The sequence below is a fragment of the Blautia sp. OF09-25XD genome, assembly GCF_003482095.1.
Taxonomy (GTDB): Bacteria; Bacillota; Clostridia; order Lachnospirales; family Lachnospiraceae; genus Fusicatenibacter; species Fusicatenibacter saccharivorans.
The window spans coordinates 156237-178927 of sequence record NZ_QUMG01000005.1; the positions used below are offsets into that span (position 1 = coordinate 156237).

The window sequence follows — 22691 nt, forward strand, 5'->3', positions numbered from 1 at the left end:
CTAATCTTGTTAGAAATATTTTAACAAAAGCACGACTTGGATTTTCGCGCATTTTATGTTAATACTTTATCACGTTTCCGGTTATTTGTAAACAACGGACAACATCTTTTCCCATCATCCGTGTTCCTCCAGATAATTTTCGAACTGTTCCATGGACATCAGAACTTTTCTCGGCTTGGTTCCTTCCTCCGGTCCTACGACACCGGCATCCGCGAGCTGGTCCATGATTCTGGCCGCGCGGTTGAAACCGATTTTCAGCACTCTCTGGAGCATGCCGATCGATGCCTTATCTTTTTCGATGATAAATTTTCCGGCTTCCACGAAGTAATTATCGCGGTTATCTCCGCCGCCTGCGGCAGAACCGCCATCCAGGCTTACGGTGTGAATCCGTTTTTCGATATCCGGATCATAAGCGTTCTCGCCGTAGTGATCTTTTAAGTAGGCAACGACATCGCTGACCTCTTTATCCGAAACAAAGGATCCCTGCAGACGGGCCGGTTTCTGGTAATCCTGCGGCTTGTAGAGCATATCGCCTTTTCCAAGCAGTTTTTCCGCACCTCCCATGTCGAGGATCGTACGGGAATCTACGCTGGAAGAAACCGAGAATGCAATACGGGACGGCATATTTGCCTTGATAAGACCAGTGATGACATTGACGGAAGGTCTCTGTGTTGCAATAATCAGATGGATGCCGGCCGCACGGGCAAGCTGTGCCAGACGGCAGATCGCATCCTCCACTTCTCCCGGCGCAACCATCATCAGGTCGGCAAGCTCATCCACGATAATGACGATCTGCGGCAGTTTTTCCGGTTTTTTGCCGTTTTCATCCGGCGGCAGCTCGGCAACTTTTGCATTGTAGCCTTTCATATCGCGCACGTTGAATTCCGCAAATTTGTTATAACGGTCTGTCATCTCCGCAACCGCCCAGTTCAGAGCTCCGGAAGCCTTTTTCGGGTCTGTGACAACAGGAATAAAAAGGTGCGGAATGCCGTTATAAACAGAAAGCTCAACGACCTTCGGGTCGATCATGATCAGTTTGACGTCTTCCGGTTTTGCCTTATAAATAATACTCATAATCAGTGTGTTGATGCAGACCGATTTACCGGAACCGGTCGCACCGGCGATCAGAAGATGAGGCATTTTCGCGATATCTGCGATGACCGGCTGACCGGCGATGTCTTTTCCGACAGCAAAGGCCAGATTCGAAGAAAAGTTCTTAAACTCCGGTGTTTCAAGAAGATCACGCAGCATCACGGCCGTGTTCGTCTTATTTGGAACCTCGATTCCGACTGCGGATTTTCCCGGGATCGGTGCCTCAATGCGGACATCTGCTGCTGCAAGACTCAGCTTGATATCGTCGGTCAATCCGACAATCCGGCTTACTTTCACGCCCTGTTCCGGCATCAGCTCATACCGTGTGACGGTCGGTCCGCAGCTTACGTTATTGACTGTAACTTTGACACCGAAGCTGTCCAGCGTCTCCTCCAGTTTCCGCGCTACTTCCCGCAAATGCGCATCGGAATCGCCCATGGCACCGCGCATCCCTTTTTTCAGAAGATTCATCGGCGGTGTTTTGTACTCCGGCCGCTTTTCCTCTGCTTTTTTCCCGATTTCCTGACGAATGCCGTCTATATCCGCCTCGATCTCTTCACAGGAAGACCGCGGATTTCTCGTATGATCCGCAGACGTTTTCTCTTTTTTCGCCTCTTCTGCAGCTTGCCGTGTCATCTCCGGTCCTGTCTTTTCCGGCTCTTCAGCCGGCACAGAACCACGGTGAATCGAAAGCTCCGGCGTCTCCATCTGATGGGTATCGTCGTTTTCGTTTAAATCAGCCTTCGATTCCACATGAGAAAGAAGGCGGGATTTCTTTTTCTTCCCGGCTTTTTTCGGTTCCTCCACTGGCTCAAGAATCAGCTCTTTTCCTTCCTCTTCCTCCATCGCAGCTTGGCGCGCCAGACGCTCCTGGCGGCGCTCCTCCGCCATCCGGCGGTGGTCATTCGTCTTTTCATGGATCGGCGCGAGAATCGGCTTCTGCGTCATCACGATCACGGAAATCACGATGGCGATCACAATAATCACCCACGCACCGATCTGGCCGAATCCCATGCCGAGAATTTTCACGACAGACCCTCCTAAGATTCCTCCGCCGAGATGATCGTAGGCGCTGTCAAAATAGTAATCCAGAAATGTCGTATCTCTCGTATAGCCGGACGCCAGAAGCTGCATAAAAGCGCAGAAAAAGACGAAGCAGCTGATCGCTCCCCCGGTTTTCCGCACAATTAAAAAGTTCTGTCTGTTTGCTATGTAAAATGCTGTTCCAAAGAAGATCAGAACCGGTGCTGCCCACTCTGTCACGCCGAAAAGGCCGAAAAAGAAGTCGCAGACAGCCTGTCCGATCACGCCGCCCATACCGAAATTACTGAGCATCAGCAGAATCGAAACAGCAAGCACGGAAAGCAGAATAATTTCTGCGCGCACTCCCTCGTCCATCGGCTCACGGACTGTGTTTTTCCTTGTGCCGGAGGTACGTTTTGCGGTACTGCTCTTTTTCGCCGTTGTTTTTCTGGCCGTTGTTTGGGTCTGTTTCTTTTTTGCTGTTCCGGAAGCAGAAGTTTTTTTCTTTGTCTTCCCGCTTCCCTTTGTTGTATTTGCCATGCAGAACTTCTCCCCTTTCTCGTATTACAGCAGAAAATATCCTGCAATGGAGAATGTCCCGACAAGAAGACAGTACAAAGCAAAATATTTCAGTTTCCGTTTTTTCACCACACGCATCAGAATGCGGATCGTAAAGTAACCGGCAAGTGCCGCCATGAAAACGCCGACCAGATATACCGGATGAAAAACAATTTTATTTTTTCCCATGGTCGCAATTTCAACGATCGTTGCCCCGATAATCGCCGGAACACTCACAATCAGAGAGTATTTCACAGCGTACGAACGGGTCATGCCGCCGATCACACACGCAGAAATAGTCGAACCAAGACGGGAAAGACCCGGAATCGTGGAAAAGCCTTGGAAGAATCCGGCAATCAGTGCATCTTTCGGCTTCAAATTTTTCTGCGTTTTTTCTCCCTCCGGAAGCATATCTGCCACCACAAGCAGAATCGCCGTCAGATACAGACCAACGCCAGGTGCCAGCAGATTCGAGGAGGTCAGTGTGACAAGGCTCTGAATCATGCCGCCGATTACAGCAGTCGGGATGGTGGTCAGAATCAGCAGGAAAGCAAGCATACGGTAGTTGCTGCCGAGTACCTTCCGGTACTGCTTTCTCTCCTGATGCTGACTGGAAAAGTGTTCCTTTAAATTATGAAACAGATCGATTATGATTCCGCACAGCGCGAGGAAGAGACGTTTCCATTCCTTCGAAAATGTGAGCAGAATTGCAATCATGGAGCCAAAGTGCAAAAGCACATTGAAAAACACCGTCTGCGTATCTTCGATCTTCATAAAGTGACGGAAGATAATCAGATGTGCGGAGCTGCTGATCGGCAGGAATTCCGTGATTCCCTGGATCAGGCCCAGAAATAAAGCTTCTATTACTGTCATTTTTTTATCCTGTTCCCTTATTTTTCTCTTTTGTGAAAGTCCGGCCAAAACTTCCGTTCGAATTTTCACAGCGAACTCATTCTAACACAAAATCCCCTGAAACACAAGCCGCGCCGTGAAGTCAATTTTCTGTCCCTGCTGCCTTTTTCATCAGCTCATTCAGCTTTTCGAGCGCGCGGGCAATGCCGCCGACCTCGTCGATCAGGCCTTCTTCCACTGCCTGCGGGCCGTCCAGCATTGTTCCGACATCCTTGACCAGCATTTTCGTATCGAGCATCAGCTCCTCGAGCCGTTCCTTGGTGATTTTAGAATGGGCCGATACAAAACCTGTGATCCGATCCTGCGTCTTTTCCATATTACGGTACGTCTGTGCAACACCGATGAACATGCCGTTTGTACGCACCGGGTGAATGACCATGGTGGCACTCGGCACGATCAGCGAATAGTCTGCTGCAACGGCGAGCGGGACACCGATCGAATGACCACCCCCTAAAACGAGCGATACCGCAGGCTTTCGCATGGACGCAATCATCTCTGCAATTGCAAGACCGGCCTCCACATCTCCGCCTACGGTATTCAGGAGAATCAGAAGACCATCAATACTTTTGTCCTCCTCGGCACGGGCAAGAGCAGGGAGAATGTGCTCATAGCGCGTCGCTTTCGTGCGCTCGCCGAGTGATTCATGCCCCTCCACCTCGCCGATGATGGACAGCAGATAAATGTTGGTCTTCAGTTCTACAATATTTTCTTTTTCTGTCTGGTTTTTCTGTGATTCTGCCATACGGATTTCCTCTTTTCTGCTATTCCAAAATAGCTTCATCAGTATGCGCAGATTCTTATGATTCTATGTAATTTCCAGTGAAATTACTCGTCCAGGTTGGTATATACGTACTGTACGTCGTCGTCGTCATCCAGCAGATCCAGGGTACGGTTCAGGTCTTTTAATGCCTGCGGATCGGTCAGCTCTACGTAGGTCTGTGGGATCATGGTAACGTCTGCCTCTGCCATGGCGATACCGTCTTTCTCCAGAGCCTCACGTACTGCGGAGAAGTCATCCGGATCGGTGATGATTTCGTAGCTGTCCTCTTCGTCTGCGAAGTCTTCTGCGCCTGCATCCAGAGCAAGCATCATCAGATCGTCAGCATCCATTTCGCACTCTTCTTTGTCGATGATGATCTGGCCTTTTTTGTCGAACATGTAGGATACGCATCCCGGTGTTCCAACGCTTCCGTTTCCTTTGGTGAAAGCGCTTCTTACGTTTGCTGCGGTACGGTTCTTGTTGTCGGTCAGAGTCTCTACGATGATCGCGATACCATTCGGGCCATAACCTTCGTAGGTGATACGCTCGTAGTTGTCTGCGTTTGCATCTCCGGCAGCTTTTTTAATACCGCGGTCGATGGTATCGTTCGGCATGTTGTTTGCTTTTGCTTTTGCGATAACGTCACGCAGCTTGCTGTTGTTTGCCGGATCCGGTCCGCCCTCTTTGACAGCGATTACGATCTCACGGCCGATGATGGTAAAGATTTTACCTTTTTTTGCGTCGTTTTTTTCTTTCTTATGCTTAATATTGGCAAATTTTGAATGTCCTGACATACCTCTTTTGTCTCCTTTATTTAAAGTATTACTTTTCTGTAAAAAGGTTTCCCCGAAAAACGGCAGAAGCCCATATAATATAGAATATAGCACGATCTTTCTCATTCGTCAACCGTGAACCGCGCCAAAAATACCCCTTATGTAGGCAGATCTAGGCTGATTTTCAGTGCTTCGTTCACAAGGGCCAGCTGTTCCGGCGTCAGATGACAGATTTTATCTTTCAGCCTTCTCTTATCGATCGTCCGAAGCTGTTCCAGTAAAATAACAGAATCCCGTACAATCCCATAGGCGGACGCTTCGATCTCAATGTGCGTCGGCAGCTTCGCCTTATTCATCCTCGATGTAATCGCCGCACAGATCACCGTCGGACTGTGCCGGTTGCCGATGTCATTCTGAATGATCAGCACCGGACGGACACCGCCCTGCTCACTTCCCACAACGGGCCGCAGGTCGGCATAATATACATCGCCACGCTTGATTACCACTTGTGCTCACTCTCCGATTCTTTCCGTTTTGCTTTCCCATACGATAACGATCCGGCGTTTTACGCCTTTTAAAATCGTTTCCATGTATTTAATATTGCCTGTTTTTCCGGAGGTATTCACAAATTTCATCCGGCGCTTCAAAAAAGTCCGCCCGGAGTCCTTTTGGGAACCCGTGATTCTGATCTGCTTTGCTCAGATTGACTGCAATCCTCTGATAATCTCGGATGCTGTTACATAGGAAGCACTGCTTTTTTCTTCCGCAGCCTCTCCCGCCTTTCCATGCGCATATGCCGCCAGTGCCGCTGTTTTGGCAAGGCTGATTTTTTTCTCGTTTTTTTCACACTGACGTTTTGCTGCAAAGGCGCCTGTGATTCCCGCGAGCACATCGCCGCTTCCCGCCGTCGCAAGCGCACTGCTTCCGCTTGTGTTTATGTAATACTGCTCACGCCCTTCCTCTGCTGTCACGGTTACGGAATCCTTTCGTACACAGCAGGCCTGGTATTTTTCGGCTGCCCTTCCGGCGCTTCCTGCCGGGTCACGCTGGCATTCTGCAATGGTCATGTGCAGCAGCCGTGCAAGCTCTCCTACATGAGGCGTTAAAATTTTTTCTGCCCGGCAGCCCGAAAGAATCTCTGCATCTTCTGCAATCAGGTTCAGCGCATCTGCATCCAGAACAAGAGGAACTTCTGTGTGCTGCACCGTAAAACGAGCAGTTCTTTTGCCGTCCGGCTTTTGGAAAGTCCCGGTCCCGCAACAACAGCGTCCGCCCAGGCGAGATCCTGCAGCAGGGCTTCTTCCGGAAGCGGCTCATCCTCCTTCCAGAAATCCGCCATTGCTTCCGGCAGGGCACAGAAAAGCGGCGTACGGTTTCTTTCCTCTGTCACAACCTTTACCATGCCGGCACCGGATGCAAGGACTGCCCTGGCACACAAAACAGCGGCTCCGCACATGGCACCGGAACCGGCAAGTACCAGCACCTTTCCGAAGGTTCCCTTATTTCCCATCGGCGTGCGGGTAAGAAACCGGTCCAGATCTTCTTTTTCCACTGAACCGTACCAGGGCGTCTCCTCTTCTCCTGCATCAAAGCCGATTCCGATATCACGGACCAGGACCTCTCCGGCATATCGTTTTCCGGGATCAAAGAGAAGCCCTGGCTTTGCACAGGCAAATGTCACCGTGGCTCTGGCTTTCACCGCCGCATCAAGGACCTCTCCGGTATCCGTGTGGATCCCCGAAGGGATGTCCACGGCAAGAACAGGAACACCGCTTGCGCAGATTGCTTCCACTGCCCTCCGGTACTCCCCTGCCAGCGGACGGGATACGCCAATTCCAAAGATGGCATCTATGATAACAGTATATTCCCGGAAATCCGGATTCTTAACCTCACGGACCCCATAATTTTCCGCAATTTTCTTCTGTGCTCTCATGCCTTCACTGTATTTTTCCGGATTTCCAAGACAGAACAGTTCCGCATCCACCCCTTTCGTCTTTAAAATCCGTGCAATTGCCGCACCGTCCCCTCCATTATTTCCGGAACCGCACACAGCAAGGACTTTTCCTGTATCCCATGTTCCATTTTGAAGCTCCTCCACGCAGGACAGCGCTGCGCGCTCCATCAGTACCAGGGACGGTACCCCCATGGTTTCGATCGTATTGCGGTCTGCCTGCTTCATCTGTGCTGCTGTAAGAATCCGTTTCATCGCTTTTCCTCCTTTTCCTGCCTTATCCGGAAAGTGAACAGAAAAAGTCTCCGGTTTCCCGAAGACTCTCCTGCTTTTGTTTTGGTTTCTTAATTGTTCTTTGGATGCTCCGCCTCATATCTGGTCAGATTGTAGGAGAGACGCATCAGACTTTCGGAAAGATGGACGTTCTCGACGATCACATCTTTCGGAAGTTTTAAGTTTAGATCGGTATGTGCAAAATTCCAGATTGCTTTTACACCGTTGTCCACGAGAATCTCTGCCATCTCTACCGCTTTTGCTTTTGGCAGTGTCAAAGCCGCAATCTCTACATGGTGTTCCTTGATAAATTCCGGAAGCTCGTCCGCCATGCGGATTTCAATTCCGCGCACGGAGATTCCTTTTAATACCGGGTTGACGTCAAAAATACCGACCGTTTTGAATCCGCTTCTTTCAAAGGCCGCATAATTAGCAAGCGCCTGTCCCAGATTTCCGGCTCCGACAAAAATCATATTGTGGACTCTGTCCAGACCTAAAATTTTTCCAATCTCGCTGTACAGATACCGCACGTTATAACCATACCCCTGCTGGCCGAAGCCGCCGAAATTATTTAAATCCTGGCGAATCTGGGAAGCTGTCACTTTCATCCGCTCGCTCAGCTCACCGGAAGAGATCCGTTCTACTCCGTCCTCCAGCAATTCGCCCAGGTAACGATAATATCTAGGAAGTCTTTTGATAACTGCCCGCGAAATTCCTTTTTCTTCCAAGATAAATTCCTCCTTATTTACACCTGCATATATTCATATTATATATGGTTGATAGAAAATTGTCAAAGATTTCTTGAAATTTTGTGTATTACTCTCTATAATAAGGATGGTGTATTATGTCAAAATACAGAAATATGTTATCTGGAGGAACCACATGATTCTTGCATGTCAGAATATCTCGAAAGCATTCGGGACAACGGAAATTATCAAAAATGCATCTTTTCATATAGAAGAACGCGAAAAAACCGCACTGGTCGGCATCAACGGTGCCGGAAAATCGACGCTGTTAAAAATCATCATCGGCGAAATGAGGGCCGATGAGGGAGAGGTCATCCTCTCCAAAGGAAAGACGATGGGCTATCTCGCCCAGCATCAGGATCTGACCGGACACCTTTCCATTTACCAGGAAGTGCTGACCGCGAAACAGAATCTGATCGATATGGAGGAACGCCTCCGTCAGATGGAAAGTGATATGAATACAAAATCCGGTGCAGAGCTGGATGAACTTCTTTCCACCTACACCCGCCTCTCCCATACCTTTGAACTGGAAAACGGATACGCGTACCGCAGTGAAGTCGTCGGTGTTTTAAAAGGTCTTGGCTTTTCCGAGAGCGATTTTGAAAAACAGGTGGACTCCCTCTCCGGCGGTCAGAAGACCCGCGTGGCACTTGGTAAACTGCTGCTCACCAAACCGGACATCATTCTGCTCGACGAGCCGACCAACCACCTCGATATGGACTCGATCTCCTGGCTCGAAACGTATCTTTTAAATTACAGCGGAGCCGTCCTGATCGTCTCCCATGACCGTTACTTTCTCGACCGCGTTGTCACAAAAGTCGTTGAAGTGGACAATAAAAAAGTAACAACTTTTGAGGGAAACTATACCGCCTACAGTCAAAAAAAAGCAATGCTCCGTGAAGCCGCTTACCATGCCTGGGTCAACCAGCAGCAGGAAATCCACCATCAGGAAGAAGTCATTGCAAAGCTGAAATCTTTCAACCGCGAGAAATCCATCAAACGCGCCGAGAGCCGTGAAAAAATGCTGGACAAAATGGATGTGCTGGAAAAGCCGACCGAAGTACGCTCCGATATGCGGATCCGTCTGGAACCGCGCATCACAAGCGGAAACGATGTGCTGACCGTCGAGCACCTCTCCAAAGCCTTCCCGGGACAGACGCTTTTCCAGGATCTGAATTTCGAAATCAAGCGCGGGGAGCGCGTCGCAATCATCGGAAACAACGGAACGGGAAAAACGACGATCTTAAAGATCTTAAACGAAGTCATCCGCCCGGATGCCGGCTCTTTTACACTTGGAAGCCGTGTACAGATCGGTTACTACGATCAGGAGCATCAGGTGCTCCACATGGAAAAGACCATTTTCCAGGAGATTTCCGACGCGTATCCGTATCTGACAAACACCGAAATCCGAAATGTGCTGGCCGCCTTCCTGTTTACAAACGACGATGTCTTCCAACCGATTCATACCTTGAGCGGCGGTGAGCGCGGACGAATTTCTCTTGCCAAGCTGATGCTCTCGAACGCCAACTTCCTGATCCTCGACGAGCCGACCAACCACCTCGATATCGTATCAAAGGAGATTCTGGAAAACGCGCTGAAGGATTACACTGGAACGGTACTGTACGTTTCCCACGACCGTTACTTTATCAATCAGACTGCAACCCGGATTCTGGAGCTGACGGGACAGACACTCGTCAACTATATCGGAAATTACGATTACTATCTGGAGAAAAAAGAAGAGCTGACCCGCATCTATGCTCCTGCTGCCGATGCCGCCGCTCCGGAAGAAACAGCGGCTCCTTCCGAAGCCTCCTCCACAAAGCTGGACTGGAAAGCGCAGAAAGAAGAACAGGCACGTCTCCGCAAGAAAGAAAACGAGCTGAAAAAGACGGAGAAACGAATTGAAGAGCTTGAGACACGCGATTCGGAAATTGATGAGGAAATGTCGAAACCGGAAGTCGCAACGAATGTGGCAGAGTGTGTGAAATTAAGCAAAGAGAAAGCAGAGATTGCCGCGGAACTCGAAGAGCTGTATGAAAAATGGGAAGAGCTTGCCGAATAGGCCTGGTTTTCCCCGGAAAATTCAAAACAGAAAAAGCCGGTCCGGCGCATCCCTTTTTGCGGGAATGCCGGATCGGCTTTCTTTTTTGCTTCGTTTAATTATTTCTCCAGCTCCTCGCGGATGGCCAGGATGAAATCACGGCTGTTTAATACGGTCGGATTTTCCATGGTGGTGATCAGCGCAAGGTCTTTTGTCATTTTTCCGCTCTCGATCGTTGCGATCGTTGCTTTTTCCAGACGGTCTGCAAATGCGGAAAGTTCTGCGTTTCCATCCATTTCCCCGCGTTTTCTGAGTGCGCCGGTCCATGCAAAAATGGTGGCCACGGAGTTGGTGGATGTCTCCTCACCTTTTAAGTGACGGTAATAGTGGCGCTGTACGGTTCCGTGCGCAGCCTCGTACTCGTAATATCCGTGCGGGGATACGAGAACAGAAGTCATCATCGCAAGGGAACCGAAGGCGGAGGATACCATGTCGCTCATGACATCGCCGTCGTAGTTCTTGCAGGCCCAGATAAAGCCGCCCTCTGCTTTCATGATGCGGGCAACGGCGTCGTCGATCAGAGTGTAGAAGTAGGTAATGCCTGCTTCTGCAAATTTCTCTTTGTACTCTGCATCGAAGATCTCCTGGAAGATATCCTTGAAGCGGTGATCATACTTCTTGGAAATCGTATCCTTGCTTGCAAACCACAGATCCTGTTTCGTGGACAGTGCGTACTCGAAACAGCTTCTCGCAAAGCTTTCTATGGAGTTATCCAGATTGTGCATGCCCTGAATGACACCGGCGCCGGTGAAGTTGTGGATCAGCTCTCTTGTCTCGGTGCCGTCCTCAGCCGTATAAACCAGCTCTGCTTTTCCCGGTCCCGGAATGCGCATTTCTGCATTTTTATAGACATCTCCGTATGCATGACGGGCAATCGTGATCGGTTTTTTCCAGTTGCGCACGCACGGCTCGATGCCTTTTACGACAATCGGGGTACGGAAAACGGTTCCGTCGAGCATGGCACGGATCGTTCCGTTCGGGCTCTTCCACATTTCTTTCAGATTGTACTCGGTCATACGCGCTGCATTCGGCGTAATGGTGGCACATTTGACTGCTACACCGTATTTCTTGGTAGCGTTTGCGGAATCTACGGTTACCTGATCGTTCGTCTCGTTTCTGTGTTCCAGTCCCAGATCGTAATATTCCGTTTTCAGGTCAATAAACGGGAGAAGCAGCTCATCTTTGATCATTTTCCAGAGAATTCTGGTCATCTCATCTCCATCCATCTCTACCAGAGGAGTGGTCATCTGAATTTTTTCCATAGTAGGCCTCCTTTTTCTATTCCCGTTTATTGTATAAAGTATCCTATAGCTTGTCAAGTCAAAATTCGCCTGATTTTTTGGCATTTTCCCATAAATTCACACAATTTTTGCAGGATGAGAGGTGTTTTCCTTCATTTTTCTTTTTTTATGCTGCCGCACAGTGTCTCACAGAAGAGACAGAAAACGGTCTGTTTGAAGCATCCCATGCCCCTGACGGTTGCGCGGAAGGCCAAGGTCTCTCGCCGATTCGCAAAGCAGCATTTTCGCCTGGACATTTGTAAGATCCGGAACCCGTTCAAGTGCCAAAGCCACGGCTCCGGACACCCGCGGTGCCGCCATCGAGGTGCCGCTCTTCACCACATATTCCTTCCTGCTTCTTCCAGGCGCGCAGGAAATGAGACGTTTTCCAGGCGCGACAAGATCCGGTTTGCAGACGCAGTCCCGTGTCGGGCCGCATCCGGAGATTCCTCTTCTTGGCTCCAGCAGATCGCCCGCTCCCACGGTGATCACTTTTCTGCTGCTCCCCGGCGCCGTAATACTGCCCGGAGCGGGCCCCAGATTTCCGGCCGCTGTCACAACAGTGATCCCGTCATCCCAGGCGCGCTCCACCGCCTGTACTAGCAGATCATCCACCGTTTTTTCCTGCTCTGTTGTTCCCACTGAAATATTTAAAATGCGGATATTAAGTCTTATTCGCTCTTTGCACACCCAGTCAATCGCCGCGAGGATATCCTGCTTTCTTCCATTTCCCCTTCGGTCCAGAATCTTCACTACGACAAACCGGCATCCCGGTGCCGCACCCTGGTATTTTCCGCCGGACGCTCTTCCACTTCCGCCAAGGATACCACAGACATGCGTTCCGTGTCCATTGTCATCGTAAGGCGTCTCCCGCCCGTACACAAGATCCCGGAAGGCTACAATCCGGCCGTCAAAATCCATATGGGGAAAAATCCCTGTATCCAGCACGGCGGCTGTAATTCCTTTTCCTGTCAGATTTTCCTGCTCTTTCATCCATAAGCCCCTGTGTATTCTTATCTTATGGTATGCAAAAAAGGCTGCCTTTCGCAAAGAACAGCCTTTTTGTTTTTCTTTTCTATACTTAAAACTGAATCTGCTTTTCCCCTTTCCGTTTCCAGAGAGCTGCTGCAAGCGGGATGCCGCAGAGCTCAGCCAGGACAAAGGCGCCCCATATCAGATTCAGGTTTCCAAATCCTTTGAGAAGAAATGCAAACACCAGCGGCAGAATCGCCTGGCGTGTCATGGATATGTACATACTTTCTTTTCCAAGGGAAAGTCCCTGCAGCGCCGCCTGATAGATCAGACCTGGAATCGAAAGCAGATAGGCACCGACAGAATGCGGAGCGCCGGGACTCCAATGCGCATCAGATTGTCCGAGGCATCATATTGTATGTATGGCAATAAAAAACAGGAAGATATCTGCCAAAACCGTTTCGGTAAAGATCTTCCTGTCCTTTTTTCAGAAACTTTTCAAAAACATTACTTCTGCTGCTCCATTCGCTTCAGTTCCGGCAGAACCAGAATCAGCATGGTGATAAAGCAGAGACTTCCGCCGATTACGTTTGATACCGGTTCGGCAAGGAATACACCGTCCGTTCCCATGTGGAGTACGTACGGCATCAGATAGGTGAGCGGTACAACAATGAAGACTTTTCGGAGCAGGGAGAAAAAGATCGCCTGCTTCTTTTTATTCAGAGATTTGAATACGGTCTGTCCAATGTACTGCAGATCCATGAAAATGAATGCTGCAAAGTACTGCTTCAGAGCCGGAACCGCATCTGCGGTCAGTACCGCATCCGAACTGAAAATACCGATCAGCGCATGCGGCGCCAGAACAATCACGCTCCACATCACTGCGGTATAGCCGAGGATCATCGCACTCATGACACACATCGCCTTGCGCACGCGGGCCGGACGGCGTGCACCGTAATTATAGCTCAAAATCGGAGAAGTTCCCTCATTCATTGCATAGATCGGTGTCTCGACGAGCTGACGCACGCTCGATACGATCGTCATAACAGAGATGTAAATATCACCGCCGGTCACAGAGAGTACGTTGTTGCAGCAGATCGTGACAAGGCTGTTGGTCAGCTGCATGATAAATCCCGCGGTACCGAGGCTGACAATATTTTTCGCATAGCCTGCACACTCAGAAATTTCATTTTTCCGCACAAAGCGCACTTTCAGTTCCGATTTCCGGGTCAGGAAATACAGAACGAACACTGCGGAAAGTGTCTGGGAAATCACAGTTGCAATCGCAGCCCCCTGCACACCAAAGCCAAACACAAAGATAAACAGCGGGTCAAGCAGCAGGTTTGCGACCGCTCCGATCGTGACGGAAAGCATACCAACGGTCGAGTAGCCCTGCGCGTTGATGAACGGGTTCATGCCGGTTGCCACCATCGACGGCAAAGTTCCGATCAGATAAATCATCATATAAGGATACGCGTAGACCATCGCATCTGCCGATGCGCCGAACAGTGATAGCAGTGGACGGGCAAACAAAAAGCCGATCACCATCAGTATGACAGCACAGACACATACCATGGAATACGACGTATTCATAATACGTTCCGCCTTTTTTTGATCATTCTTTCCACGCTCAATCGAAAACAGCGGAGCGCCGCCGCTTCCAAACAAGTTGCTGAATGCTGTGATGATAACGATCAGCGGAAAGCACAGACCGACTGCACCGAGTGCCGCCGTTCCTACCTCCGGGATCCGCGCGATGTAGACGCGGTCTACAATATTGTACAGCAGACTCAAAATCTGAGCAACCAGCATCGGGAGCGCTGCCCCGAAGATGTTTCCGGTTACGGTTCCATGTTCGAAATCAATTCGTTTCATTTGTTCCCTCATTCCCTTCTTTTTCACTTGCTTTTCAGTATAGCATGGCGTATTCTATATGTAAATTATTGTTTTTATATTGAAATTGAATAATTTTTATATAGTTTTTTCAGGAGGATTTTTATGGAACTTCGACAACTCGAATACTTCCGCGCCATCGTGGACGCGGGAACCATCAGCGGGGCGGCACGGGTGCTGCATATGACACAGCCGCCGTTAAGTTATCAGATCAAAATGCTGGAGGAAGAGCTTCAGGTGCCTCTTCTCATCCGCGGTACAAAGAAAATCACCCTGACCGAGGCAGGAAAAACACTGTATGAACAGGCAGGAACGCTTCTGATGCTTGCGGATCTCACCAGGCGCGAAGTCGTAAAATCCAGTCAGTCTGCGACACTCCACATCGGCATGACGCCATCCACCGTTTCGCTGCTCGCCGACTATCTCCTGCGATTTTCCCGGAAATACCCGCACATCCATTTTGATGTCCACGAGGGTTCTACCTTTGCTTTAAAAGACCAGCTCGAAAATCACATGGTGGATCTCACCACGCTCCGCACGCCAATCGTTTTAAATGGCTGCGAGACGAAGACCCTTTTAAAAGAGAGCATCACCGCCATGGCACTCCCTTCTCACCCGCTTTTTGCCGGGCGTGAAACCCTTTCGCTTACGGAACTTGCCGAGCAGCCGCTGATTCTGTCGAACCGCTACCGGAAATACATGCTCTCCGCTTTCGAGCAGGCGGGTCTGTTCTGCGATATCTATCTCACCTGCGAGGACGCCCGCACGGCAATGACAATGGCAGAAAAAGGCCTTGGCATCGCTCTTCTGCCGGCCTCCATGCTGAATCTTACCCATAAATTAAAGGCCTGCACCATCACAGATGCAGACCTTACAACCGAAATCCTGCTTGCCTGGCGCAAGGGGCGCCTTCCGTCTGAACTTCGGGCTTTTCTGGAATTGTGGGATGAAAATGACTCCCTCAATAATCAAATTCATGTTCCCCAACCGTAATCGTCTGCGTCAGTTTTTCATTCTGATACGGTTTACGGATCTCAATTAGATTCAGAACGGTGTAACCACGCTTTCTCAAAAATTCAATCATCCTGTGGTTATTGGGATGGACATAGTTGTAAACCGTATCGTTTCCATAAGAAGCTGCAATTTCTTCTGCCTTGCCATGCAGTGCGGCAGCGACTCCCTGCCGGCGGTACTCTTCTCTGACAAAGATGGATTCCACCCACACCACCTCGCTCTCAATACGACAGACAACATAACCTGCGTATTCGCCATGCACCGTAGCGGCAAACACTGGAAATCCTGCTAAAAGGTATTCCTTCATTTCTTCCCGTCCGTCTTCCACGTTCGGTTTTGATGCAATTCCTTTATAGGAACGCAGTTCTACTCGAAACAGCGCAACCATTTCTGCAAGGGCATCGTTTACCTGCCTGATTTCTACCAGTTCTATTTTTTTCATGGTTTCTCTCTCCTGCCACTGTCGTTCTTTTTCCTATTTGCAATTCGTCTCGCTGCTCATATCCGTGATCGAAGTATATCAGGCTTCTTTTCTCTTGCGAAACAAATATTCATCCAATTGTTTCCGAATCGTTTCCGGTATTTCTCTTGCCACCGGGCAGACCGCTGCGTTTGCGAATCTTCTGGTAAATACTGTCAGGAAATCAATATCTTTTTGCAGCTGCTCCATCGACATCACATCTTTGACATCGTAGCGGCAGTGAATCGGGGCGACATTTCCGTTGGCAATACGCGCAAACGAAACAGCCGGAACCCCATGATCGGCAAATGGCGTGGAATCACTGGAATAGACGCCGTTTTCTGCTGCGATTGGAAAGCCAACTTCTGCAGCCATATAGCTGATGTAATGGGTAAGCTTTTCTTCTGCCGATACGCAGGCGATAAATTTTCCCATATACGTTCCGATCATGTCCAGATTGATGTTCAGTACGATCTGTCTCAACTCTTTCTCATGATCTCTGACATACGCCTTCGATCCTAAAAGTCCTCTTTCTTCGCTTCCGCAGAATACAAACCGAAGACCATAATTCAGCTCTTTCCCTTTCATCTGCTCCATGATTCCAAGAAGCCCTGCGCATCCGCTCATGTTGTCATATGCACCATGCGAAAGCGATGTCGTATCATAATGCGCGCTTAAAACGATCCATTCTTCTCTTTTTCCCGGCAATTCTGCAATCACATTATGGGATTCTCCATCGTATTCCTTCTGCCGGATTTCCAGACGGATCTGTTTTACTTTATTTTTCACAAGTTCTACTGCCTGTGCGGAGTGAATCATAGCGCAGAGCACTTTCTTTTCCTCTCCGACAACGGCTTCCCGAAGATCTCTCTGATCAATGTCTGTATGTGGGTAATAGCTGTTTCCATATTGGAACAGAATCGCTTTCGCGCCTGCTTTCATCAAATCCTGGTACGCAAAAAATCCGATTCCCTGCGTATCCATCAGCACAATTTTATCTTTTGCACCGGCAACGGAAACCGGATCGGTTCCCGGCATATAGTAGAGTTCGCCTTCGACACTTCCGCTTCCGCAGCATGTGAGAGCTTTGCATGAAATTTCCATCCCGTCTGCATACAAATGTGCCTCTTCGATTTCGCCCATCGCAACGCGGAAACCTTCCAGTTTTGCCGGGACTCCTAATGCTTCACACTGCTCCTTTAAATAGTTTGCAACCTGCAATTCTTCTTTTGTACCGCTTGCATGTACAAAATCTGTCTGGTCAAAAATAGATTTTAACTTCATATTTTTAGTTCTCCTTTATAACCATTTTTTCTGTATATCATTTGCTAACATAACCATGTTATTTCGTACAACTTTTTTAAAAAACTGTGATGGTGTATCTGTTCCTCTTTCTCATTCCCATGATTTATGTTTTTTCCAGAGCTCAGAGAGACTCGATCAGTCCTTTGATTCCCTGCTCTTTATAGATATCTTTATAGTATTGGACTTCATCCTTGATCAGCTCATCGATCACCTGCATGCCAAGCAGCTCCACCGGCGCCTGGTCATCTGTGAGGATATAATTTCCTTTCTGATATTCTGTAAGATTTGACGTAACTTCCTGCATCATATTTTTCAGGTTTACGTTTGTAAGTTCCCCCGTATGTTTCGTCAGATTCTTTACGATGTCCGAATCGTCCGACGCAAAGAGTTCCCGGTTGGACGATCCTGCCACATCCACTGTAACCGCTGTATCAAAGACACTTCCAATCGTATCCGAAAGGTACTGATTGATGTTTCCTTCCTTCATTCCACGCATATTCATGTTTACCACCATAACGCCATCGTCCTTCAGATGTGATTTGACCAGTTCAAAGAACTCTTTGGAGGACATCTGGAATGGAATTGTGATATCCTGATATGCATCGACCATAATCACATCATACGTTTTCTGCGATGCATTTAAAAACGCTCTTCCATCGTAAGTAGTCACCGGAATATCCTCGGAAAGTGAAAAATATTTCCGCGAGAGATCCGTGATCTTTTCATCAATCTCTACACCCTCAATGTTCATGTTCCCAAAATATTTCTTACACTGTGTGGCGTAGGTTCCCGTACCCATGCCAAGGATCAGCACATCCATCTGATCTGTCGGCTTGTCTTTGATCATAAGCGGCGCCGCCATCGCATAATCATAGTACATTCCGGTCAGTTCATCCTGCTTCATATAGACAGACTGTACGCCAAACAGAACATTGGTAGACAATGCTACTCTCTTATCATTTTCGTACACCTGAAGATAGTTGTATACAGACTCTCCCTCATATGTCAGGTTGTTTTCCCAGAATGCGAAGGAATCGGAATAACCTGTTCCACAGCAGAACGCGAAAATAAGTACCGATGCAATCACTTTCTTTTTCCCTGCTTTTTCCATCACAAAATACACGATGGATAACGCAAGTAAAATTCCCGCAAAGATCAGAAAAGTGATCGATGTTCCAACCGCAGGGATCGTAACAAACGTCGGCACAAAGGTACCAATAATGCTGCCGATCGTATTGAATGCTCCCAGTGTTCCCACCGTTTTTCCGTTATCATCCAGATTGCTCACCGAATATTTGACCAGCGACGGAGTTACCGTACCCAGTAAAAATAACGGGAACACAAAAATTACCATACAGGCCACAAACGCAGCCAGGATCAGAAAATTGTTATTTACGGAAAAAATCAGAACCGCAGAAATGCCAACAATGATATATTTTCCGACCACGGGAATTAACGCAATCCATAAAGCAGCTACGATGATACGTCCATAGAGCTTGTCCGGATTGGGCGACTTGTCCGCCGTTCTGCCTCCATAGATATTTCCCAGTGCCATAGCAATCATGATGGTTCCGATGATGATCGTCCATACAATCTGTGAAGAACTAAAATACGGGGCAAGCAGCCTGCTCGCACCAAGTTCTACCGCCATCACAGACATTCCGGAAAAAAATTCTGTCAGATACAAAAATAACTTGTTTTTTAAGATGCCACGATTTTTTCTTTCCATGTCGACTCCTTTTTTATTTTATCTTTTTGCTGCCATCATGCCGGCAAAAGAGTGAAACATACCGCAAAATGGAACGCACAGAATGCGGAAATGATTTTTCAAACGCGCTCTACTATCATACTATAGACTTCTTTGGAATTTTGCAATATATTTTTCCATGACTCTTAATGTCCAAACAGCCATCCCATATTTTTTTCATCCCGACAGAACAGATAACCGCCTCCGTGCTGATAAGTCACTTTCGTTCCTGCAAAGTAATTTTTCTCTTTTATATCCAGTACCAGCAAATTGTCTATTTCGGATTTTGCTAAACCCTGCTCTGCATACAGCTCATATAAAATCTGATACGCTTCTTTAAACGGTTCTGATCCATAATATTCATCACTTTCGCCAATCACAAAATAGACCGGTGTTTTTGCCTCTGTCACCGGTTCATATGCTCCATCCCATTTGGAGCTGCACATGAGCGCTGCAGTAAACAGTTCCGGCTTTTTTCCCAGGATCAGCGCCAGCGTTTCTCCTCCGCCGGAATAGCCGTTACTATATACTTTTTCCGGTTCTGCTGCCCCTTCTGATGCTGCTGCCCCTTCTGTTTCTTCCAGCTCTGTCATTTCTTCTGTGTTTCTTTTTTCTTCTGTATCCTTTGAATCCTCTATCTGTTCAGATCCCGCTGCCGGAACATCCATATTCCTTTTTCCAGCGCTTTTAAAAAACTATCTGGATAGCAGAAGCGATATAGCAAAAATAGCAAAGCAAACCGTAATCAGCATTATTTTTCTTTTTGTCATAATGTGAATTCCTCCTTTTTTTACTATTTTTAATCATAGCAAAACGAGACCTCCATAAGAAGTCTCGTTTTTTTCAGTCATAACCTTTCCGTTTATTCTTCTGGTCAAAGCTCTACCACTTTCGTTGCCAGCTTTCTGGCAAACCTTGCATCATGCTCCACGATCAGCATCGTTGGCTGGAACTGCGCAATCAGTTTCTCAATCTGCATCCGTGAAAATACATCAATATAATTCAGCGGTTCATCCCACAGATAGAGATGCGCAGGTGTTAAAAGGCTGGCAGCAATCAATACTTTTTTCTTCTGTCCCTCGGAAAATTCCTCCATGTTTTTTACAAACTGTTCTCTGTCCAGATCCAGGCTGCGCAACATGGAAAGGAGCATTGGCTCATCAATTTCCTGCTTTTTGGCAAATTCTTTCAGCGTTCCGGACAGATGCGAGGTATCCTGGTTGATATAGGAAATAACGAGATTTGAGGCAATCGAACAGGTACCCGTTGCCATTATATTTTCGCCGGAAAGATTTTCGCATCCGGACATCGTAATTTTCCGCTTTTCGATTCCGCCATTGGAAGAATTTTGCAGGTTCTGCGTCAGAATATACTTGATCAGGCTGGATTTTCCACAGCCATTTTTTCCTTTCAGAAAAACACGGTCTCCTTGTTTCAGTTCAAAATTCAATCCGGTGATCACATTCTCTTTTCCATCCCGGTATTTTAAGGAAAAATCCCTGCATTCGATCAGCCGTTCTTTGTAATGGGAAAGCGGCATAATCTTTAAATCTTTTACCGTTTCGATATCTTTTAACAGCCCTTCCTTTTTCTCGATCTCCCGGTCCATTCTCTCCTCGTACGCTTTGACGCGCGACTGCATTTTCTTCGTCTTTGCTCCGATATACGATCGTGTCGATATCGATCTGTCATGTTCTTTGGCTGGATCATATCCAATCTTGGTATTTTCATTTTTTTCTGCCCAGCGCGAAGAACAATCGGCGGCTGCCTTTAGTTTTCCAATTTCTTTTACACGTTTTTCATGTTCCATTCTGGCAAAATGATCTGCTTTTTCCTTGTTTTCCCACCAGCTGGAAAAATTGCCGCTCTGTACTTCGATCGAGGCCCGGTTTAAAACCAGCACATGATCGATGCAGGCATCCAGCAGATCCCTGTCGTGGGATACCAGAATAAATCCTTTTTTTGACGCCAGATATTTTTTGATAATCTCTCTGGCGTCCTGATCCAAATGGTTGGTGGGTTCATCGATCAGCAGAAAATCATTTTCACCGGAAAAAAGGACTGCAAGCATAACCCTGGTCCGCTCCCCAAAGCTTAACGTACCAAATGGTCTGTACAAAAGTTCTGCGTCCATATCCAGTTTTTCCAATTCACAAAGAACTCTCCAGCTCTCTACTCCCGCTTTCCAGTCTTCCATCAGCTCCGCTGCTGTCCGTTCCAGATCTTTTTGTTTCACCGGATACGGAAAATAATCGAAGACAACCGAGCGGGTGATCGCTCCCTGGTATTCGTATTTTCCCAGGAGTAACTGAAGAAACGTTGTCTTTCCCTTTCCGTTTCTTCCCACAAAACCAAGCTTCCAGCTGGTGTCGATTGAAAACGATACATTTTCAAAGATTGTATCATAACTTCCTTCATACCCAAAAGTTAGATTACTGACATTGATCTGTGCCATAAAAACTCCCTTCTGCCTGTTTTTCTTTTTCTCACGCATAAAAAATTCTGCCTAGAGTATTTAAAAAGCGAGCCCGCTTTGCGTACGCAAAACAGACCCGCATCCTAAACAGACACAGCGTGCATGGCACTGGTGTCGGAACATAACGAATCGTCTGAGTATCTAATTTAAGCGTACACAAAATAACCTGTTTCAAACAGGTCCTATCAAAATACAATTGTGTTTTCCAGCTTAAATTATTTCAGATACATTCCCTCACCTTTACACGTTCATGTTCTTTCTTTTTTTCTAGTTAGCAACCACCAGTTCAACTGGTGGTTTATTATTAGCCCTCCAAAGGGCTATTGTTACTATTCGCCCCAAAGGGCGGTATCGCAAGCACTTTTGCTGGCCCGCTATAAAGCGGTACTACTCGAATCTTCTCGTCTCGATTCTTCTGCTTGCTCTTTTATATACTTTTGAACTGCTTCATCTGTTATATTGCCAATCGTTTCAACATAATATCCTCTAGCCCAAAACGCTTTATCCCATTTACTTTGCAACTCAGGATGCCTGTCATAAATCATTAATGTGCTTTTTCCTTTCAGATACCCCATAAAATCTGATACTCTGAGTTTTGGTGGAATTGCTACGCTTAAATGTACATGATCTATACATACCGCTCCTGCAATTATCTCTACATTTTTATACTGGCATAAAGTTGCTATTATCTCTCGGACATCTCTGCGTATTCTCCCATACAATACCTTCTTTCGGTATTTAGGAATAAACACAATGTGATACTGGCATTTCCAACGAGTATGTGATAAACTTTTATTGTCCATTTGGACCGCCTCCTTTGATTTTGAGTTTGGCTTGCGACACCATTCTCATTCTATCACAGGAGGCTTTATTTTGTTATCCTCACCACTTCCGACTACTCTATTCTCCCCAGCATAGCTGGGGGATTAGACTTTTCATTTAAGAGTTAAGTAAAAGGGGCTGTCGCACTAAGTTGATATGCTCTCTTCCAGGAATCCTCTTTATAATTTTTCAAAACCACTAATTTGGTGGTATACTTTAATCATCAAAAGAACATCAATGAATACAGGAGGTAAAGATTATGTTTAGTGGAACACATTATGGAATCAAAGTTGATATGGGTTGGTTAAAGGATGACGTCGATGGGTTGAAACAAGTAGTTGATTTTTTAAATAAAGATAACATCAAATTTGTTTTACTTCCAGTCGCAAATCAAAGATTCAAGATCGATGTAGATCGAGTAGGAGCGGCTTTCGCCGCCGACCTCTCACACCACCGGACATGCGGTTCCGCATCCGGCGGTTCAGTTAACTTAACATCTTGTTTGACAAAAATATTCCTCTGCTGAGAGTAAC

21 protein-coding genes and 1 pseudogene are annotated in these 22691 nt (G+C 47.5%); 4 read left to right on the forward strand and 18 right to left on the reverse strand.

What is annotated here, in order from left to right; all coding sequences use genetic code 11:
- Positions 1 to 114: 114 nt before the first annotated feature.
- From DXA93_RS06295 to DXA93_RS06330, 8 genes and pseudogenes are all read right to left on the reverse strand, one after another.
- Positions 115 to 2655, reverse strand: coding sequence for an FtsK/SpoIIIE family DNA translocase (locus tag DXA93_RS06295; RefSeq protein WP_055267847.1), 2541 nt, complete (start codon positions 2653 to 2655; stop codon positions 115 to 117).
- A gap of 24 nt (positions 2656 to 2679) precedes the next feature.
- Positions 2680 to 3546 carry an undecaprenyl-diphosphate phosphatase gene (locus tag DXA93_RS06300; RefSeq protein WP_022462569.1) on the reverse strand — a complete coding sequence of 289 codons (867 nt, stop codon included), beginning with the start codon at positions 3544 to 3546 and terminating at the stop codon, positions 2680 to 2682.
- Positions 3547 to 3667: 121 nt separating this feature from the next.
- The gene (locus DXA93_RS06305; protein WP_022462570.1) at positions 3668 to 4327 is read right to left on the reverse strand and encodes a ClpP family protease; all 660 of its coding nucleotides are present in this window, start codon (positions 4325 to 4327) and stop codon (positions 3668 to 3670) included.
- Between the two features lie 83 nt (positions 4328 to 4410).
- Positions 4411 to 5139 (reverse strand): YebC/PmpR family DNA-binding transcriptional regulator, encoded by a 729-nt coding sequence (locus DXA93_RS06310; protein ID WP_022462571.1) that lies wholly within the window; start codon positions 5137 to 5139, stop codon positions 4411 to 4413.
- 137 nt (positions 5140 to 5276) lie between these two features.
- Positions 5277 to 5624, reverse strand: a complete 348-nt coding sequence (locus tag DXA93_RS06315; RefSeq protein WP_022462572.1) for a type II toxin-antitoxin system PemK/MazF family toxin — start codon at positions 5622 to 5624, stop codon at positions 5277 to 5279.
- A 6-nt stretch (positions 5625 to 5630) separates the two neighbouring features.
- Entirely contained in the window at positions 5631 to 5765 is a 135-nt protein-coding gene (locus DXA93_RS18900; protein WP_256372507.1) for a hypothetical protein, read from the reverse strand.
- A gap of 51 nt (positions 5766 to 5816) precedes the next feature.
- Positions 5817 to 7324, reverse strand: a pseudogene (locus DXA93_RS06325) (NAD(P)H-hydrate dehydratase).
- Positions 7325 to 7413: 89 nt separating this feature from the next.
- Complete coding sequence (locus DXA93_RS06330; RefSeq protein ID WP_022462574.1) at positions 7414 to 8070, reverse strand: redox-sensing transcriptional repressor Rex; 657 nt, start codon at positions 8068 to 8070, stop codon at positions 7414 to 7416.
- Between the two features lie 154 nt (positions 8071 to 8224).
- On the opposite strand from DXA93_RS06330, the gene DXA93_RS06335 reads away from it, so the two are divergent.
- Positions 8225 to 10150 carry an ABC-F family ATP-binding cassette domain-containing protein gene (locus tag DXA93_RS06335; RefSeq protein WP_117812762.1) on the forward strand — a complete coding sequence of 642 codons (1926 nt, stop codon included), beginning with the start codon at positions 8225 to 8227 and terminating at the stop codon, positions 10148 to 10150.
- Positions 10151 to 10248: 98 nt separating this feature from the next.
- Here the strand turns inward: DXA93_RS06335 and DXA93_RS06340 are convergent, their stop codons facing one another.
- The 4 genes from DXA93_RS06340 to DXA93_RS06350 all read right to left on the reverse strand — a co-directional run bounded on the left by DXA93_RS06340 (position 10249) and on the right by DXA93_RS06350 (position 14316).
- A complete protein-coding gene (locus tag DXA93_RS06340) occupies positions 10249 to 11451 on the reverse strand; it encodes an NADP-dependent isocitrate dehydrogenase (RefSeq protein WP_055217983.1) in 1203 nt (400 codons plus the stop codon).
- Between the two features lie 165 nt (positions 11452 to 11616).
- Positions 11617 to 12462 carry a S8 family peptidase gene (locus DXA93_RS06345; RefSeq protein WP_055227885.1) on the reverse strand — a complete coding sequence of 282 codons (846 nt, stop codon included), beginning with the start codon at positions 12460 to 12462 and terminating at the stop codon, positions 11617 to 11619.
- Positions 12463 to 12550: 88 nt separating this feature from the next.
- Positions 12551 to 12724 (reverse strand): hypothetical protein, encoded by a 174-nt coding sequence (locus DXA93_RS17785; protein ID WP_158578914.1) that lies wholly within the window; start codon positions 12722 to 12724, stop codon positions 12551 to 12553.
- A gap of 224 nt (positions 12725 to 12948) precedes the next feature.
- Positions 12949 to 14316, reverse strand: a complete 1368-nt coding sequence (locus DXA93_RS06350) for an MATE family efflux transporter (RefSeq protein WP_118596001.1) — start codon at positions 14314 to 14316, stop codon at positions 12949 to 12951.
- A gap of 123 nt (positions 14317 to 14439) precedes the next feature.
- Here DXA93_RS06350 and DXA93_RS06355 point away from each other — a divergent pair, with 123 nt between their 5' ends.
- Positions 14440 to 15327 (forward strand): LysR family transcriptional regulator, encoded by an 888-nt coding sequence (locus tag DXA93_RS06355; protein WP_117508979.1) that lies wholly within the window; start codon positions 14440 to 14442, stop codon positions 15325 to 15327.
- On the opposite strand, the gene DXA93_RS06360 is transcribed toward DXA93_RS06355, so the two are convergent.
- The 3 genes from DXA93_RS06360 to DXA93_RS06370 form a co-directional block, all read right to left on the reverse strand.
- Positions 15296 to 15790 (reverse strand): GNAT family N-acetyltransferase, encoded by a 495-nt coding sequence (locus DXA93_RS06360; RefSeq protein ID WP_055227881.1) that lies wholly within the window; start codon positions 15788 to 15790, stop codon positions 15296 to 15298. The genes DXA93_RS06355 and DXA93_RS06360 overlap by 32 nt on opposite strands.
- A 78-nt stretch (positions 15791 to 15868) precedes the next feature.
- Complete coding sequence (locus DXA93_RS06365; RefSeq protein WP_118596002.1) at positions 15869 to 17092, reverse strand: M28 family metallopeptidase; 1224 nt, start codon at positions 17090 to 17092, stop codon at positions 15869 to 15871.
- Positions 17093 to 17234: 142 nt separating this feature from the next.
- Positions 17235 to 18842, reverse strand: a complete 1608-nt coding sequence (locus DXA93_RS06370; RefSeq protein WP_117804095.1) for a spermidine synthase — start codon at positions 18840 to 18842, stop codon at positions 17235 to 17237.
- Between the two features lie 51 nt (positions 18843 to 18893).
- Here DXA93_RS06370 and DXA93_RS20855 point away from each other — a divergent pair, with 51 nt between their 5' ends.
- Positions 18894 to 18968, forward strand: coding sequence for a DUF6783 domain-containing protein (locus DXA93_RS20855; RefSeq protein WP_373141018.1), 75 nt, complete (start codon positions 18894 to 18896; stop codon positions 18966 to 18968).
- Positions 18969 to 19006: 38 nt separating this feature from the next.
- Here DXA93_RS20855 and DXA93_RS06375 read toward each other — a convergent pair whose 3' ends face one another.
- From DXA93_RS06375 to tnpA, 3 genes are all read right to left on the reverse strand, one after another.
- Entirely contained in the window at positions 19007 to 19528 is a 522-nt protein-coding gene (locus DXA93_RS06375; protein WP_243037577.1) for a hypothetical protein, read from the reverse strand.
- Between the two features lie 206 nt (positions 19529 to 19734).
- On the reverse strand, positions 19735 to 21315 hold the full coding sequence (locus DXA93_RS06380) for an ATP-binding cassette domain-containing protein (protein WP_118596003.1): 1581 nt from the start codon (positions 21313 to 21315) through the stop codon (positions 19735 to 19737).
- Between the two features lie 395 nt (positions 21316 to 21710).
- Positions 21711 to 22139: an IS200/IS605 family transposase gene (gene tnpA / locus DXA93_RS06385; protein ID WP_055226077.1), complete on the reverse strand. Its 429-nt coding sequence runs from the start codon at positions 22137 to 22139 to the stop codon at positions 21711 to 21713.
- A gap of 278 nt (positions 22140 to 22417) precedes the next feature.
- Here tnpA and DXA93_RS06390 point away from each other — a divergent pair, with 278 nt between their 5' ends.
- Complete coding sequence (locus DXA93_RS06390; protein WP_119207891.1) at positions 22418 to 22684, forward strand: hypothetical protein; 267 nt, start codon at positions 22418 to 22420, stop codon at positions 22682 to 22684.
- The last annotated feature ends 7 nt before the right edge of the window (positions 22685 to 22691 follow it).